This is a genomic window from Actinomycetospora cinnamomea, from assembly GCF_003096675.1.
GTDB classification, from domain to species: domain Bacteria; phylum Actinomycetota; class Actinomycetes; order Mycobacteriales; family Pseudonocardiaceae; genus Actinomycetospora; species Actinomycetospora cinnamomea.
On the sequence record NZ_QEKW01000001.1, the window covers coordinates 225,900 to 242,323 of the forward strand.

Here is a 16,424-nt window from a genome sequence, read left to right on the forward strand (position 1 = left end):
CGCGGCGTGCGCCCGGCCGGCCCGGCCACCAGGGGCGGACGGCGGGCCGGGGGAACCGAGGAGCGCAGACGCCCGTCCCCAGTCGTGCCCCGGAGCGCGCCCGCGCGCCGCGCACGGCAGGGTGGGCGGCGACACCGAGCACCCGACGAGCAGGGAGTGCCATGGCGCTGGCGTGCCCGACGTGCGAGGAGACCGCGGCCGAGTACCTCGGCATGGCCGACGACGGCCGCAACATGATGCGTTGCACCAGCTGTGGGCACGAGTGGGTGCTCGGCGCCAAGCCGGTGTCGCCCCGGGCGGTCAGCCAGACCACGCGCCGCCGGAGCACGAGCGCCAGCACCAGCACCAGCACCAGCCGCTCGGTGTCGGGCACCCGGTCCCACGGCGCGCGCCGCCCGCCGGGCGTCGGCGCGACACGCGGCCCGCGCGTCGTCGAGGACGTCGAGACCGCACGACGACGCTTCCCCGGGGCCGACGCGGTGTCGCCCGCGACGTGGCGCCGGGTCGAGGCGCTGCGCGCCGAGTTCCTCGCCGAGGTCCCTCGCCCCGACCCGGAGGCCACGCGCTACCGCGACGTCTACCGCGAGGCGTTCAGCGCCGAGAACCTGCCGTACACGACGCCGAGCGCGCTCAAGGACTTCGCCAACAGCAAGGTCGTCGCCCGGCCCGGCAACATGAGCCGGTTCAACGACGAGTGGCGCGCGCTCGGCAGCCAGGCCGCCGCCGACGCCTTCCGCGGCGTCATCGAGCACCTCCTGCGCGGCGAGGACCCGCCGGCGCCGGAGGACCGCCTCACCGAGCTGATCACCTCCGACGAGCCGCCGGCGATGCCCGGCTTCCGCGAGGCGATGCTCACCCGCGTGCTGTGCATCGCCGAGCCGGAGCGCTTCCTGCCGATCCTGGTCTACACGAGCCCGGCGGGCGGCAAGCGCGAGCTCGCGCGGCGGATCTTCGGCCTGGAGCTCCCGGCCCCCGAGACGACCTCGCAGACGATCGGACGCCTCGCGTACTGGAGCAACGACCTGCTCGTGTCGCTGATCGGCGACCGCTTCGTCGACCTCGACCACGCGCGCGCGTTCCTGTGGTGGGCCAAGGACCACCCCGACCTCGGCTGACCCGGCCCGGTGCGGGCTACGACCGTGAGGCGGCCATGCACGGCGGACCGCCGACGGCGCCAGCCGCGACCGGGTGTCCGATCGACTTGCCCATGCGCACCAGCGGGATCCCGGCTCCGGTCACGTCCTCGACGACGTCCTCGATCGGGGCGAAGCCGGAGGAGCGGTACAGCCGGAGCCCGGACAGGGTCGCGAGCAGCTCGAGCGCCCGGAACCCCGCCGCGCGGGCCGCCGCCTCGGACAGCGAGAGGACGAGCCGCCCGACGCCCCGGCGCACGTGGTCGGGGTGGGTGTACATCGCACGGATCCGGGCCGGGTCGCGTGCCGGATCGAGCCGCGCCTGGTCCCTTCCCGCGCTGTGGTCGCCGCCGTACGTCGCGCGCCGCATGCTCCACCCGCCGCAACCGGCCAGCACCCCGTCGCGCTCGACGACGAAGTAGGTCCCGTCGGCCACGAGCCTGCTGTCGATGCCCATGATCTGCCGGCTGGCCACGACCTGCTCGGGGGTGAGGACGTCGCGCTGGAGGGTGTCGATCGCGAGACCGGCCAGCTCGCGAAGCTGCGGCAGGTCCTCCTCGCGCGCGAGACGGTGCGTCAGCAAAGGCCACCTCCGATCGCCGGCCCCCCGGACGCAGTGAAACACGTGTGTTTCATCGACGCAACAGTTATTATCGGACCGTGACGGCCACCCGCGACGCGATCGAGCCTCCCCTCCTGGACGCGGTGTCCCGGATTCTCGAGCGGGAGGGCCTGCGCGGACTGAACATCTCGGCGATCGCCGTCGAGGCCGGGGTCTCGCGGGTGACGCTGCACCGGCGCGGCGCGCGGCTCGACGACTACCTGGTGGCCGTGCTGGGCCGCGCGAGCGACGACCTGCGCGGGTCCCTGTGGCCGGTCCTCACCGGCACCGGTACCGCCCGCGAGCGCCTGGTCGCCGCAATGGCGGTCCTGTGCGACGTCTACGAGCGGCACGCCGGCATCGTCCGCGCGATGTACGGCGAGCCGGCCCGACCGCTGCCCGCGGCGCCCGGCGGCACCACCAGCCGGCAGTTCGTCGAGCCGTTCGAGCGACTGCTCGCCGACGGCCTCACCGACGGCTCCCTCACGTGCTCCGACCCTCGTGAGGACGCGCTCCTCCTCGCGAACACGGTCGCGTGGACGTTCCTGCACATGCGGCTCGCCCACCGGTGGCCGCGCGATCAGGCGGTCGCCCGTGTCGTGGACCTCGCCACGGCGCGCTTCCTGCCCGACCGGCCCGGGCCGGGCTGATCCTCAGCCCGAGGCACCCACCCAACCGAGGTGGGTCGAGAGGTCCTCGGCGGCAGCGCGCAGGTCGGGCACGATGGCCCGGGCGCGGCGCCGCGGCAGCCGGTAGGCCGGTCCGGCGGCGCTGAGCGCGGCGATGACCTCGTTGCCCGGCCCCCAGACGGGCACCGCGACCGCGTGCAGCCCGACCTCGAGCTCCTCGAACGAGCGGGCGTGGCCCTCGTCGACCACGCGGGCGAGCTCCTCGCGCAACGCGGCGGGCTCGGTGATCGTCGACTCGGTGAACCGCGGCAACCGCCGCCGCAGGATGGTGCGACGTTCGGCGTCACCCATGTACGCGAGCAGCACCTTGCCCGCCGAGGTCGCGTGCAGGGGCGTGCGCCGCCCGACCCAGTTACGGGTCGTCACCGAGGACGCGCCGAACTCCTGGGCGACGTTGATGGCCGCCTCGCCGTCGTGCACCGCGAGGTTGACGGTCTCGCCGACCTCCTCGGCGAGCTGCTGGCAGACCGGCTGGCCGAGGCGGGCGAGGTCCATGCTCCCGGTGGCGGCGGCGGCGAGGCGGACCACACCGAAGCCCAGCGCGATGCGCCCGCGGTCCCCCCGCTGCTCGAGCAGGCCCCGGCGCACGAGCGCCGCGACCAGGCGTGAGGCCGTCGACTTGTGGACTCCCAGCTCCTCGGAGAGCTCGGTGATGCCGATCTCGCCGCGGGCGGCGACCACCTCCAGCGCCGTCACGGCCCGGTCGACCGAGCGGACGAGCGCGGGTTCCTTGCCGCCGTCCTTGCTGCTGCTACCCCCGTCGCCGTCGGTGCGCGCCATCGCCGGCATCCTCTCCGACCGTCCGGGTCTCGTCCGAGCGGCGGGGGTCGGCCGTACCGCGCGGGCTGCGGGAGGGGCGACCCTATCGCTTGATCAGCGGGTCTGCCGCTGCTCGCGGGCTGGGACGCCGTTCGGCCCGCCGAGGTCCACCGCATAGGTGCCGACCGTGACGGCCAGCGCGTCGAGCATCCGGTCGAGGGCGACGCGGTCGATGTTGGCCGTGGTGTCGCAGGCCTGGTGATAGCAGCGGTCGTAGGGCACGCCCGCCTGGCCGCCCCACACCGCGGCCTGCTCCGGGGTCTTGACCTCCTCGGCGCCGGTGAAGAGCCCGCCCGCGGGGATGCCCGCCTCGATGAACGGCCCGTAGTCCGAGCGACCGTCGAAGTCGGTGCCGCGCGGGGGCACCCCCGTCGCGGTCAGGGCGCCGGCGAGGGTCCGCTCGATGCCGCCGGAACCGGCGGGGCCGGGCGGGGCGCCCTCGCGGTCGGAGTCGTCGCCGTCGTAGACGAGGTAGGCCGGGTTGGGCGAGCCGAGCATGTCGGAGTTGATCAGCAGGGCGATGTCCCGGCGGGCCTCGGGCGTCAGACCCTGCACGTAGGCGGTGGAGCCGAGCAGGCCGACCTCCTCGGCGCCCCACCAGGCGAAGCGCACGGCGTTGGTCACCGGCGGGGCCCCGCCGAGGCGCACCGCGAGCTCGAGCTGGGCGGCGGAGCCGGAGCCGTTGTCGTTGATGCCCGGTCCCTCGGCCACCGAGTCGAGGTGGGCGCCGCTCATGACGACCTCGTCGGTGCGCCCGGTGGTGGTCTGGGCGATGACGTTGCGCGTGGTCACGGTGGCCGACCGGGTGGCGAGGGTCAGCGTCACGGGTGTCCCGGCCCGCGCGAGCAGCGCGTCGAAGTCGCTCTGCAGCAGTCCGCCGGTGGGCAGCCGGCCCTCGGCCACCGAACCGAGCGTGCCGCCGAGCGGCCCCGGCGCGTTGTTGCCCACGAGGACCGCCGCAGCCCCGGCCTCCGCGGCCACCTGCTGCTTCTGGGTGAACGTGCAGGAGCCGCGCCGCACGAGCACCACCGCGCCCCGGGCGGGCAGGTTCGCGTAGTCGGTCGCCTCGCAGCCCGGGGTCGGGTCGCCCGGCGCGTCCGGGGCCACGACCAGCGGGGCGGTGACCCCGCCGGCCGGTGTGGCCGGCGAGTAGATCAGCGCGGTGACCGCCGGTCCGGGCGCCCCCGCGACGGCGAGCGCCTCGGTGTCGACCGCGAAGGTGTCGAACGGGAAGCTCGGGGTCTCGACGGTGAAGCCCGCGCGGCGGAGCTCGCCCGCGACGTACTCGACGCTCGCGTCGTAGCCCGGCTGCCCGGACGCGCGGTTGCCGCCGTTCGCGTCGGCGATGCGCTGGAACTCCTCCAGGCGGGCGAACGCCGCGTCTCCCGTGACCTGCTCGGCCAGCCGCCGGGCCAGCCCCGGGTCGCCCGGCGGCGCGGGAGCCGAGGGCGCGGCGGCGGCCGGCGAGGGGGTCGGGGCCGGCGCCGCAGCGCCGCCGCCGCAGGCCGCGAGCGTGAGGAGGGTGCCGAGGGCCGCCGCAGCGAGGGGACGCACGCCGCGTCGGGCCGGGATCATGCTCACGGACCGTAGCGGATCGGTCGGGGTGGCCGCGGCCGGATCGGCGCGGACCGGAACGGGCGAGCGACTCGAGAAGGGCGACGCGGGACACGTCCCCCGGTGCCGCCCCTCCCGGCTACAGTTGGTTGGCACAGCCAACGACCACGAGGAGGGCGCGTGCCGCACGCCGGTGTCCCGACGGCGCGGGACGCCGCACCCCGGCCCGCGCTGGTCGTCACCGTCCTGTCGTCGGTGGGCCTCGTCGCCTCGCTGTGCATGACGCTCGTCGTGCCCGTGGTGCCCCAACTGCCACAGCTGCTCGACACGTCCACCGCGACGGCGTCCTGGGTGATCACCGCGACGCTGCTCGCCGGCGCCGTGGCCACGCCGATCGCCGGCCGCCTCGGCGACATGGTCGGGAAGCGTCGCGTCCTGCTCGCCACGCTCGCGCTGCTCGTCGTCGGGTCCGTGCTCTGCGCCGTGACCTCGGCGCTGCTCCCGGTGCTGCTCGGCCGGGCGCTGCAGGGCGTGGCCGTGAGCGCGGTGCCGCTGGGGATCAGCCTCATGCGCGACACGCTGCCGCCCGCGCGGCTGGGTTCGGGCATCGCGCTGATGAGCGCCACGCTGGGCATCGGCGGCGGGCTGGGCCTGCCGCTCTCGGCGCTGATCGTCCAGGTGGCCGACTGGCACGCCCTGTTCTGGGTGGCGGGCGGGCTCGGCCTGGCGGGCCTGCTGCTCGTCGCCGTCGTCATCCCCGAGACGGCCACGCGCTCCGGGGGGCACTTCGACGCCGTCGGCGCCGTCGGGCTGTCGGTGGGCCTCATCGGGCTGCTCCTGGCCGTCTCCAAGGGCGGCGAGTGGGGCTGGACCAGCACGGCGACGCTCACCTCCGCCGGCGTCGCGGTGGTCGCGCTGCTCGCCTGGGGCGCCTACGAGATGCGGGTGACCGACCCCCTGGTCGACCTGCGGCTCAACGCCCGCCGCGCGGTGCTGCTGCCCAACCTCATCTCGATCCCGGTCGGCGTCGCCATGTTCACCGGCATGGTCGTCTTCCCGCAGCTGCTCTCCGCGCCGCTGGCCTCCGGCCACGGCCTGGGGCTGAGCCTGCTCGCGGCGGGTCTGACGCTGGCGCCCAACGGCCTGGTCATGATGCTGATGTCGCCGGTGACCGCGCGCATCTCGGCGAGGATGGGCCCGCGGACCTCCCTGCGCATCGGCCTCGTCGTGATCGCCGTCGCCTACGCCGCGAGCACGGTGCTGCTCTCCGCCGCCTGGCAGATCTCGGTGGTGATCTCGGTGATCGGCGCCGGCGTGGCCCTGTCCTACGGCGCCCTGCCCGCGCTGATCATGCGGGCGGTGCCCACCACCCGCACCGCCGCCGCCAACGGCCTGAACACCCTCATGCGCTCCATCGGCACCTCGACCGCCTCGGCGCTGGCCGCGGTCGTGCTCGCGGGCTCGACGATGCCGGTCGAGGGGACGCTCGTCCCCTCGCTCGGGGCGCTGCGCACGACGCTGCTCATCGCCGCAGGCTGCGCGGTCCTCGCGCTGCTGGTGAGCCTCGCGGTGCCGTCGCTGCCCGAGCCCGAGGTCGCCGCGGAGAGGGCCCAAGAGGAGGCCCCGGTGCCCGCCGGCGCCGGGACGGACGGGCACGAGGCGGACCGGCACGAGGCGGACCGGCACGAGGCGGACCGGCACGAGGCGGACCGGCACGAGGCGGACCGGCACGAGGCGGACCGGCACGAGGCGGACGGGCACGGACCCGCCGTGCTGCGCGGCCGGGTGCTGCACGACCACGGTGCGCCCGCGGCGGGTGCGCGCGTGACCCTCGTCGACCTCGACGGGCGGCAGCTGGCCGTGAGCCCGGTCGACGGCGACGGGGTGTTCGCCGCCGACCCCGGGCCGCACCGCCCCGTCCTGCTGATCGCCGGCCTCGCGGGCGCCCGTCCCGCGGCGGTCCACGTGGTCCCCGGGCAGGACACGCTCGACCGCCCCGTGGTGCTCTCGCCGCTGGCGCGCTGAGCCACCCGTCCCGTTTGGGTCGCCCGCCGGCGGTGGCATCCCCCGGGCACCGGCCGAGCCCAGGGAGGTGCGATGTCCGGCGACGACAACGCGGTCGTGGCCGTCCGCCAGGCCGTCTCGGCCCTGCGGGCGGGCACCGTGACCCGAAGTCCCGCCTCGGAGGACCACGCGGTGCTCGGCGCGGAGTCCCGGGCGCTGGTGGAGCAGCTGGTCGACCTGCTGCAGACCGTCGACCGCGCGACCACCGACCCGCGCGATCCGCACACCCGCGACCTGAGCACCCTGCGCGAGCGGCTGGCCACGGCGGTGGCGCCGGTGGACGTGGCCGGCGACCCGCGCGACCAGGTCACCGACCACGCGCCGCAGGCCCCGGCCCGGCCGGGCCAGCCCGACGACTGACGGGCCTCTCCCCCGCGCGTGCGGGACGATGGTCGCGTGCCCGAGGGTGACACCGTCTTCCTCGCCGGTCGGCGTCTCCACGACGCGCTGGCCGGCCGGGAGCTGACGCGCGGCGAGCTGCGCCACCCGCGGCTCGTCCAGCACGACCTCGCGGGTCGCTCCGTGCTGGAGGTCGTCAGCGTCGGCAAGCACCTGTTCACCCGCTTCGACGACGGCACGAGCCTGCACAGCCACTTCCGCATGGACGGCTCCTGGCACCTCTACCGGCCGGGCCGCCCGTGGCGCGGCCCCGACCACCAGGTGCGCGCGATCCTCGAGGTGCCCGACCGCGTGGCCGTCGGGTTCCGCCTGCACGACCTCGACCTGCTGCCGACCGAGCGCGAGGACACGTGGGTCGGGCACCTCGGCCCCGACCTGTTGGGCGACGGCTGGGGCTCCGCCGCGGCCGCCGAGGTCGAGCGGCGGCTGCGCGCCGACCCCGAGCGCGAGCTCGGCGCCGCCCTGCTCGACCAGCGGGTGGCGTGCGGGGTCGGGAACCTCTACAAGGCCGAGATCTGCTTCCTGCTCGGCGTCTCGCCGTGGACGCGGGTCGGCGACCTCACCGACCGGCAGGTCCACGACGCGGTCACCTGGGCCCACAAGCTGCTCGCCCGCAACGCCTGGCGTCCCGAGCAGTCCACCACCGGCGACCTCGGGGAGGGCGCCCAGCACTGGGTGTTCGAACGCGGCGGGCGCGGGTGCCGGCGCTGTCGTGACGTGGTGCGCACGGCGGGACAGGACGACGGCGGGGCCGACCGCGAGGACCGGATCGCCTACTTCTGCCCCACCTGCCAGCCGGGCCCCCACCCGCCCCCGGCCCGCCGCGGCGGCCGCCGACCGCAGCAGCAGTCGGGACGGCGCTCGCGCTACGGCTGAGCCACCTATGCGGGCCCCGACAGCGGCACACTGCCCTGATGGACGCCGTGCCGCCCGGGCGCGAGCACGAGACGGCGGTGCTCGTCTCGGCGCTGGACGACGCGTGCGCGGGTCAGGGCACCGCGGTACTCGTGGTCGGTGAAGCCGGGATCGGCAAGTCGACCCTGCTCGGGGCGCTGCTCGACGCGGCGGAGCACCGTGGGCTACCGGCACTGCTCGGGCGGGCCAGCCCCGACCTCGGCAGCCCCGCCTTCTGGCCCTGGACCCGCCTGCTGGGCAGCCCCGCCGCCCGCGATCGGGGCCTCGACCCGGCGGTGCTCGACCTCGCGGTGGCCGCCGAGGGCCCGGAAGCGAGCGACGCCCGGGCCCGCTTCCGCGCGGTCGCGGACACCGCCGACGCCCTCGCGGCGGCCGCCGACGCCGGGCTCGTGGTGGCCGTGGAGGACGTGCACGCCGCCGACGAGGCCTCCCTGACCCTGCTGCGCCACCTCGCCGGGGAGGTCGTCGCCACCCGGGGGCCCGCCCTGCTGCTGGTGGCCACGAGCCGCGAGCCCGTACCCGAGGGGCTCGACGAGGCCGTCCCCGTCGTGCTGCGCCCGGGACGTCTCGGGCGCGAGGCCGTCCGCGAGCTGCTGCGGCGGCGCGACGGGCACGAGCCCGACGAGGCGGGCGTCGACACCCTGCTCCACGTGAGCGCGGGGCACCCGCTGCACCTGCGGGAGCTCCTGCGGGCACCCGAGGTGCACGCCGGGGCGGTCGCATCCCTCGTGCGGCGTCGCGTCGCCGGGCTCTCCCCCGGCGCGACGGACCTGCTCGCGACGGCGGCCGTCGCCGGCGAGGAGGTGGAGCTCGGCCTCCTCGGCGCGCCCGAGCCCGCGGTCCTCGCCGAGGTGCTCGCGGCGGGCCTGCTGCACGCCGACCCGCGGGACGCGGGTCGGATGCGCTGGTCGCACGCGCTGCTGCGCGCCGCGTGCCGCGACGGGCTCCCGGCGGCCCGGCGCCGGGCCGAGCACGGCCGCCTCGCCGATGCCCTGCCGGCGACCCGGACGGGCGAGGTGGCGCGGCACCGTCTCGCCGCCGCCGTCTCGCCCGAGGGACGGGCCGCGGCCGCGGCCGCCTGCCGCGCGGCGGCGGAGTCGGCAACCGCCCGGCGGGCGCCCGACGACGCCGCCGGCTGGTACCGGCGCGCCCTGGACGTGACCGACGACCCGGAGCTCCGGACGGAGCTGCGCCTCGCGCTGGCCCGGGCACTCGTCCGCGCCGACCGCACCACCGACGCCATCGACGAGGCCGCCGCGGTACTCGACGCCGCCGAGCCCGCAGGTCGCGCCGACCTCGCGGCCGGCGCGGCCGTCGTCGTCCGCGGTATCGGCCCCGACCTCGTGGCCGGGCGGATCGAAGGGCTGGTGCAGCGCGCCGGCGCGCTGCTCGCCGGGGAGGACTCGGCCCGCCGAGCGCGTGTCCTCGCCCAGGAGGCCATGGTCGCGGCGGTGCGCGGCCGGCCGGACGAGGCGGCGGAGATCTCGGCCCGGGCGCTGGCGATGGCCGACCGGCACGAGCACGAGCCCGAGGGCGTCGACGCGGTCCTGCACGCGCTGCACGCCCGCTACGAGGTGTGCGGCGGGCCCGGGCACGTGGACGCCCGGCTCGCCGTCGGGCGGCGCACCATCGCCCTCGGCCAGGCCACGCAGCGTCCGGAGGCCCTGGTGTGGGGTCATGTGTGGCGCATCGACGACGCCTTCGAGCTCGGGGCGACGGACGTGGTCGACGTGGGTATCGAGGCCCTCGGGGCCGTCGCCGACCGGCTCGGCGGCAGCCTCGCCCGGTGGCACGAGCTGCGGGCGCGGGCCGCCCGAGCGCACCTCGTGGGCCGGTACGAGGACGCGTTCGTCCTGGCCGGACGTTTCCGGGACGTCGGCCGCCGCAGCCAGGACCCGACCGCCGAGCCCCTGTACGAGGCGTTCGTGAGCCTGCTCCACCGCGACCTGGGCAGCCTCGCGGCGTGGCGACCCGGCGGGGAGGCCTTCGCGCGCATGCGGCACCTCCCGATCTTCTGGGCCACCGCCGGCGTCGCGTACCTCGACCGCGGCGACGAGGAGCTGGCCCGCACGCTCTACGACGAGCTGCGCCCGCACCTGTTCGCCGTCCCGCACACCAACCGGTGGCGGCCGGTCGCCTGCTGCGGGAGCGAGCTGGCCGTCGCGTTCGGCGACACGGAGGTGGTGGGGGCGGTCCTCGCCCAGCTGCGCCCCCACACGGCGCTGCGCGGCGACAGCAGCACCGGCTGCCCCGGACCGGTGGCCCGCTTCGCCGCGGCTGCCGCCCGCCACGTCGGCGAGCACGACGAGGCCGTCCGGCTGGCCGAGCAGGCCGTGACCTCGGACCGGCGCCTCGGCGCGGTGCCGGGGCTGGCGCGCTCGGATCTGGAGCTGGGGCGCTCCCTCGCGTCGCGCGCCGGCACCGGTGATCGCGAGCGTGCCCGGGGGGTGCTCGACGAGGCGCGGACCGTGGCCCGCCGCCTGGGTCTGCGGCCGACGCTGGAGGGCGCGTCGGCGCTGCTCGCCGAGCTCACCGGGCTGGGACCGGGCGCGGGGTCGCTCACGGCACGCGAGCGCGAGACCGTCGCTCTCGTCGTCACCGGGCTGGCCAACCGCGAGGTCGCCGCCCGGCTGGTGATCAGCGAGCGGACGGTCGAGAGCCACGTCCGCCACGCGCTGGCCAAGCTGGGGCTGCACAACCGCACGCAGCTCGCCGCGTGGGCCGCCGACGCACTGTCCTGATCGTCCTGCCCGCCCCTCCTGCGTACCGCGTCCTGCGTACCAGCACGGAGGTCCGACCGCGCGCCGCGCGCCACGCTGGGCAGCGCTCATCACCCACCCGAGAGGACGTGGACGCCGTGTTCGCCCGATTCCAGACCGTGGCCACAGTGCCGCCCACCGACGACCCCGACGCCCGCCGCCGCGAGCTCACCGACATCCTGCGCCGCCATGCCGGGTACAGCGGGGCCTACTTCCTCGTGTCCGGGCCGACCGCGATGCGAGCGCTGGTGACCCTGTGGTCCACCGAGGAGGACGCCCGCGCCGCGTCGGACCGCACGCGCGCCGCCCAGGGAGGCGGACCGCGTCCGGTGACCCTCGACGAGGACACCGTCTACGAGGTCACCGACGACGAGCCCGGGGCCGCCGCCGACGGCGAGCCGGCGGTCGTGGCCGTCGCGGCGTTCGACGGGCCCTTCAGCGACGCCGGGCGGGCGGCGATCGACCGCGTCCACCGCCGGCAGGTCATCCCGGCCGCGCGGGCGGTGCCCGGCACGGTCCGGCTGCTGGTCCTGTGGGACCACCTGTCCCGCTCGATGCGCGCGCTGCTCCTGGCCACCGACGCGGCGTCGCTCCGCGCGGCCCACGAGGCGGTCGAGGCGACCGACCCCGCCGCGGAGGAGGACCCGGCCCTGGTCTCCCCACCGGACCGCGTGGATTCCTGGGAGGTGGCCGGCGCGGACGTCCCGGCCCGTCTCACGGGTGCATCCGCGCGCCCTTGACGATCTTGTCGACGGCGTTGCGCGGGCCGTGCCGCTCCGCAGGCCCCGGCCGAGGGCTCGGCCGTGGGCGGCCCGCAGCACCCCGGCGTCCGCCGCGAAGACCATCACCGGCCGGCCGAGCAATCGGCAGGTAGGCGGTGCCGTCGGCATCTTCCACGACCAGGCGCACCTCACGCGGCACTTCCGCCGTGTCGTCGGCACCACGCCGGCACGGTTCGCGCAGTGCGGCACCGTCCTGACACAGCGCGGCCGCCCGTCCCCGGGGGGCGACGGGCGGCCGCGGTGAGGAACTACTGGCGCGGCGCCTGCTGCTGGGTGGGCTGCTGCTGCGGCTGGGCCGGCTGGGGCTGGGCCTGCGGCTGGGCCGACTGGCCGGCCGGGATCTGCTGGGTGCCCTGGCCCATCGAGGCGCGGATCTGGTCGAGGCGGCTCTTGCCCGCGTAGTCGCGCGTGGCCTCCTCGACCTCGAGCATGCGGCCCTGCACGCTGTTCTGCGCGAGCTCGGCCTGGCCCAGCGCCGTCGAGTAGCGACGCTCGATCTTGTCGCGCACCTCGTCGAGCGACGGGGTGTTGCCCGGCGCGGCGACCTCGCTCATCTGGCGCAGGGACGCGGACACCTGCTCCTGCATCTTGGCCTGCTCGAGCTGGCTGAGGAGCTTCGTGCGCTCCGCGATCTTGGTCTGCAGGACCTGGGCGTTGCGCTCGACGGCCTGCTTGGCCTGCTGCGCCGCGCCGATCGCCTGGTCGTGCAGCGTCTTGAGGTCCTCGACGTTCTGCTCGGCGGTGACCAGCTGCGACGCGAACTGCTCCGCGCTCTGCTCGTAGCGCTGCGCGGACTCCTCGTCGCCCTTGGCCCGCGCGTCGTCGGCCATCACCAGCGCCTGGCGCGCCGAGGCCTGCAGCTTCTCGATGTCGGCGAGCTGGCGGTTCAGCTTCATCTCCAGCTGGCGCTGGTTGCCGATCACCGACGCGGCCTGCTGCGACAGCGACTGGTGCTGGCGCTGCGCGTCCTCGATGGCCTGCTGGATCTGCACCTTCGGGTCGGCGTGCTCGTCGATCTTCGAGGAGAACGCCGCCAGGAAGTACCGCCAGGCCTTGACGAAGGGGTTGGCCATCTGCTCCCGCCCAACTCGTGACGTCGATCCGGCTCAGGCCACGACATCCGCGCCTGGTCTCGCCGACCATGGTCTCACCTCCCTGCGGAGGCTTCCACCGACCCGCCGATCACGCCGCGGCGCGCACCACCGGGGCCGTGGGGCCGGGACCGGACGCCGCCGGCGGCAGGGTGACGAGGCCGACGAGCCGCGCCGGCGTCGCGCCCTCGACGGGCGCCACGACCTGCTCGCCGTCGTCGCGGGTGGGCGCGCCCTCGGGCTCGGGCAGCGCGACGGTGCGCGGCGCGGCCGGCTCCGCGGGCTCGGCCGGGGCGGGCAGGGAGGCCGACATGCTCGCCGACGCCGGGGACGCGGCCTCGTCGGACGCGGGCTCGAACGCCTCCTCCACCGCGGTGCGCAGCGCCTCGTCCATGCCCGGCTCGTCGCCTGCCCGACCGCGGGGCGCGGCGCCGACCCCCGCGGGCACGGGGCGCGGCGCGGGGCGCAGGGCGTCGGCGACCTCGTCGAGCAGCTCGGGCAGCGGCAGCTCGAGGGCCTCGCAGATGGCCGCCAGCAGCTCGCTGGACGGCTCCTTGCGGCCACGCTCGACCTCGGAGAGGTATCCGAGGCTCACGCGCGCCTCCCGTGAGACGTCGCGCAGCGTGCGGCGCCGCTCGGTCCGGGCCCGGCGGATGGTCCCGCCGATGGCCTCGCGCAACAGCAGCGTCATGCCGCACCTCCCAGCACCGGCCGTGGGTCCCGCTCGGGCGACGCCGCGGTCGGGGCGTCGACGACCATGTCGTTCCACCGTACCGACGGCGATCGTGCGGCGACGGGGACGCGGGCGCGGGGGCGTTCGCCGACGGCGAACCTCAGGTCGCGCGGGCCCGGGCGCGCAGGCGCAGGGCGCGGACCAGGTAGTCGACGCCGGTGACCACGGTCACGACCACCGCGGCGAGCATCAGCACGCCGACGCCGGGCGCGAAGAACGCCGGCAGCGGCATGATCGCGAGCCCCAGGGCCACGGTCTGCAGCACGGTCTTGATCTTGCCGCCGCGGCTGGCGGGGATGACGCCGTGGCGCAGCACCCAGAACCGCAGCAGGGTCACCCCCAGCTCGCGGACCGCGATCGTGATCGTCACCCACCAGGCCAGCTCGCCGAGCACCGAGAGCCCCACGAGCGCGGCGCCGGTCAGCGCCTTGTCCGCGATCGGGTCGGCGATCTTGCCGAAGTCGGTGACCAGCCCCCAGCGGCGGGCGAGGTCGCCGTCGAAGGTGTCGGTCAGCGACGCCACCGCGAACACCGCGAACGCCGCCCACCGCCACACGGGGCTCGACCCGCCGTCGACGAAGAGCACCACGAGGAACACCGGGACGAGCACCAGGCGCACGACGGTCAGACCGTTCGCGACGTTGACCAGCGGCACCGGCGGCACCACGGCGCTGGGGCCCGTGGCGGGCGCCGACCCGGGTCCCGGCCGGCGGCCCGGGCCGGAGGCCGTCACCGCGCTCCGGCGCCGACGGGCGCCCCGGCGGCGAGGTCGGCGGCACCGCCGTCCCCGGCGACCCCCAGCGCCTCGACGACCAGGTCGATGCCCTCGGCGTCCACGACGCGCCCGGTGACCACGACCCCCGGGGCGAGGCCGTCGAGCAGCGTCAGGTCGCCGACGAGACGGCACTCGCCGTCCACGTCGGGCCCCTGGTGGGCCGCGCGGCCCACCCAGCGCTCGTCGTCGGGCTCGTCGGCGTCCCACCGCTCCACGAGGACCTCGACGGTCCTGCCCACCCGCCGCGCGGCGCGGTCCTCGGCGACGTGCTCGGCGAGGCGGGTGATGCGCTCGACACGCGCGGCGACCTCGCCGGCGTCGACCTTGTCGGGCAGGCCGAGGGCCTCGGTGCCGTCCTCGTCGGAGTAGCCGAACACGCCGACGGCGTCCAGCTCGGCCTCGGCGAGGAACGCCTCGAGCTCGGCCAGGTCCTCCTCGGTCTCGCCGGGAAAGCCCACGATGACGTTGGAGCGGATGCCCGCCTCCGGGTCGAGCGCGCGGATCTCCCGGCAGAGCGCCAGGAACGTCTCCCGCGACCCGAAGCGCCGCATCCGGCGCAGCACGGGGGCGCTGGCGTGCTGGAACGACAGGTCGAAGTACGACGCGACACCCGGCGTGGTGGCGATCGCGCGCAGCAGCGGCGGGCGCACCTCGGCCGGCTGCAGGTACGACACGCGGACCCGGCGCAGGCCGGGCACGACGGTCAGCTCGCCGAGCAGGCGCTCCAGCGCCCCGCCCGCGGCCCCGCGGGCGTCGATGTCCTTGCCGTAGGACGTGGAGTTCTCGCTGACCAGCAGCACCTCGGCGACACCGTGGTCCGCGAGCCACGCGGCCTCGGCGACGACGTCACCCGGGTCGCGGGAGACGAAGGCGCCGCGGAAGGAGGGGATGGCGCAGAAGCTGCAACGCCGGTCGCACCCCGAAGCCAGCTTGAGCGGGGCGACCGGGGCGTCGTCGAGGCGCCGGCGCGGGACCGTCGGCACCCACTCGTGCCCGGGGATGCTCGTGTCACGCACCGCCTCGGGCCGCTTCACCGGGCTGATCGGCAGCAGCGTGCGGCGGTCGGTGGGGGTGTGCGACGCGAGCGGGCGGCCGGCCAGGACGTCGTCGAGGCGGGCGGGCAGGTCGCCGTAGTGGTCGAAGCCGAGCACCGCGGCCGCCTCCGGGAGCGCCTCGGCGAGCTCCGCGCCGTACCGCTCGGCCATGCAGCCCACGGCGACGACCTTCGCCCCGTCCGCAGAGCCGCCCCCGGCGGCCAGCACCGCGTCGACCGAGTCCTTCTTGGCCTGCTCGACGAACGTGCAGGTGTTGACGACGACGACGTCGGCGTCCCCGTCGTCGCCCGGGGCGACGTCCCAGCCCTCGGCGGCGAGCCGGCCGGCCAGCTCCTCGGAGTCCACGTCGTTGCGGGCGCACCCGAGCGTCACGAGGGCGACCCTCGGGTGCTCGCGGGCACGGGGAGAAGGGTCGGCCACCTCCCCAGCCTATCGGCCCGGGCGCTGGCCTACCCTCCGCTGGTGGTGAGCGCCCGGTGACCCCTGCGCACGACACCGCACCCGAGACGGCCGCGCCCGTGCTGCTGCGGCGGGCGCGCACGGCGGACGTCCGTGGGATCAAGACCCTGGTCGACTCGTTCGCCGACGACAACATCCTGCTGCGCAAGCCCCTGGTCACCCTGTACGAGACGGTGCAGGAGTTCCGCGTGGCCGTGCGCGGCCGCGACGTCGTGGGGTGCGGGGCCCTGCACGTGCTGTGGGAGGACCTCGCCGAGATCCGCACGATCGCCGTGCACCCGAGCATGCGGGGCGCCGGGATCGGCCACGGTCTGGTGCACGAGCTGCTCGCCCAGGCCCGGGCGCTGGGCCTGCGCAGCGTGTTCGTCCTCACCTTCGAGGTGGCGTTCTTCACCCGCCACGGCTTCCGCGAGATCGAGGGCTCGCCGGTGTCGCCCGAGGTCTACGCCGAGATGATGCAGTCGGCCGACGAGGGCGTCGCGGAGTTCCTCGACCTCGCCTACGTCAAGCCGAACACCCTCGGCAACACCCGGATGCTGCTGGATCTCTAGGTGCGCCGCGCGCACGTGGGTATCCGGCCGGGTGACCGCACCGAC

The 16,424-nt window shown here is 76.3% G+C and carries 14 protein-coding genes and 1 pseudogene; 8 read left to right on the top strand and 7 right to left on the bottom strand.

Annotated features, from left to right (window positions below; genetic code table 11):
• Positions 1-161: 161 nt before the first annotated feature.
• Entirely contained in the window at positions 162-1,115 is a 954-nt protein-coding gene (locus C8D89_RS01115) for a hypothetical protein (protein WP_116706230.1), read from the top strand.
• Between the two features lie 16 nt (positions 1,116-1,131).
• Here the strand turns inward: C8D89_RS01115 and C8D89_RS01120 are convergent, their stop codons facing one another.
• Positions 1,132-1,716: a GNAT family N-acetyltransferase gene (locus C8D89_RS01120; protein WP_116706231.1), complete on the bottom strand. Its 585-nt coding sequence runs from the start codon at positions 1,714-1,716 to the stop codon at positions 1,132-1,134.
• A gap of 77 nt (positions 1,717-1,793) precedes the next feature.
• On the opposite strand from C8D89_RS01120, the gene C8D89_RS01125 reads away from it, so the two are divergent.
• The gene (locus C8D89_RS01125; protein WP_116706232.1) at positions 1,794-2,384 is read left to right on the top strand and encodes a TetR/AcrR family transcriptional regulator; all 591 of its coding nucleotides are present in this window, start codon (positions 1,794-1,796) and stop codon (positions 2,382-2,384) included.
• Between the two features lie 3 nt (positions 2,385-2,387).
• Here C8D89_RS01125 and C8D89_RS01130 read toward each other — a convergent pair whose 3' ends face one another.
• Both C8D89_RS01130 and C8D89_RS01135 read right to left on the bottom strand, forming a co-directional pair.
• Positions 2,388-3,203 carry an IclR family transcriptional regulator gene (locus C8D89_RS01130; protein ID WP_116706833.1) on the bottom strand — a complete coding sequence of 272 codons (816 nt, stop codon included), beginning with the start codon at positions 3,201-3,203 and terminating at the stop codon, positions 2,388-2,390.
• Positions 3,204-3,296: 93 nt separating this feature from the next.
• Positions 3,297-4,817 (bottom strand): M28 family metallopeptidase, encoded by a 1,521-nt coding sequence (locus C8D89_RS01135; RefSeq protein WP_116706233.1) that lies wholly within the window; start codon positions 4,815-4,817, stop codon positions 3,297-3,299.
• A gap of 159 nt (positions 4,818-4,976) precedes the next feature.
• Between C8D89_RS01135 and C8D89_RS01140 the strand changes: the two genes are divergently transcribed.
• From C8D89_RS01140 to C8D89_RS01160, 5 genes are all read left to right on the top strand, one after another.
• Positions 4,977-6,821: an MFS transporter gene (locus C8D89_RS01140; RefSeq protein ID WP_243417682.1), complete on the top strand. Its 1,845-nt coding sequence runs from the start codon at positions 4,977-4,979 to the stop codon at positions 6,819-6,821.
• A 72-nt stretch (positions 6,822-6,893) separates the two neighbouring features.
• Positions 6,894-7,220: a hypothetical protein gene (locus C8D89_RS01145; protein WP_116706234.1), complete on the top strand. Its 327-nt coding sequence runs from the start codon at positions 6,894-6,896 to the stop codon at positions 7,218-7,220.
• Between the two features lie 36 nt (positions 7,221-7,256).
• The gene (locus tag C8D89_RS01150) at positions 7,257-8,135 is read left to right on the top strand and encodes a DNA-formamidopyrimidine glycosylase family protein (RefSeq protein ID WP_116706235.1); all 879 of its coding nucleotides are present in this window, start codon (positions 7,257-7,259) and stop codon (positions 8,133-8,135) included.
• Positions 8,136-8,173: 38 nt separating this feature from the next.
• Positions 8,174-10,915, top strand: a complete 2,742-nt coding sequence (locus tag C8D89_RS01155) for an ATP-binding protein (protein ID WP_116706236.1) — start codon at positions 8,174-8,176, stop codon at positions 10,913-10,915.
• Positions 10,916-11,031: 116 nt separating this feature from the next.
• Positions 11,032-11,673 (top strand): hypothetical protein, encoded by a 642-nt coding sequence (locus C8D89_RS01160; protein WP_133251791.1) that lies wholly within the window; start codon positions 11,032-11,034, stop codon positions 11,671-11,673.
• A gap of 290 nt (positions 11,674-11,963) precedes the next feature.
• Here C8D89_RS01160 and C8D89_RS01170 read toward each other — a convergent pair whose 3' ends face one another.
• From C8D89_RS01170 to rimO, 4 genes and pseudogenes are all read right to left on the bottom strand, one after another.
• The gene (locus C8D89_RS01170) at positions 11,964-12,788 is read right to left on the bottom strand and encodes a PspA/IM30 family protein (RefSeq protein ID WP_116706238.1); all 825 of its coding nucleotides are present in this window, start codon (positions 12,786-12,788) and stop codon (positions 11,964-11,966) included.
• A 492-nt stretch (positions 12,789-13,280) separates the two neighbouring features.
• Positions 13,281-13,497, bottom strand: a pseudogene (locus tag C8D89_RS29655) (helix-turn-helix domain-containing protein); the annotation flags it as partial.
• A gap of 142 nt (positions 13,498-13,639) precedes the next feature.
• Positions 13,640-14,272: a CDP-diacylglycerol--glycerol-3-phosphate 3-phosphatidyltransferase gene (gene pgsA, locus C8D89_RS01180; protein ID WP_116706240.1), complete on the bottom strand. Its 633-nt coding sequence runs from the start codon at positions 14,270-14,272 to the stop codon at positions 13,640-13,642.
• A complete protein-coding gene (gene rimO / locus C8D89_RS01185) occupies positions 14,269-15,789 on the bottom strand; it encodes a 30S ribosomal protein S12 methylthiotransferase RimO (RefSeq protein ID WP_165825495.1) in 1,521 nt (506 codons plus the stop codon). The genes pgsA and rimO overlap by 4 nt, the downstream gene beginning before the upstream one ends.
• 56 nt (positions 15,790-15,845) lie before the next feature.
• Between rimO and C8D89_RS01190 the strand changes: the two genes are divergently transcribed.
• The gene (locus C8D89_RS01190) at positions 15,846-16,379 is read left to right on the top strand and encodes an amino-acid N-acetyltransferase (protein WP_116706242.1); all 534 of its coding nucleotides are present in this window, start codon (positions 15,846-15,848) and stop codon (positions 16,377-16,379) included.
• Positions 16,380-16,424: the final 45 nt, after the last annotated feature.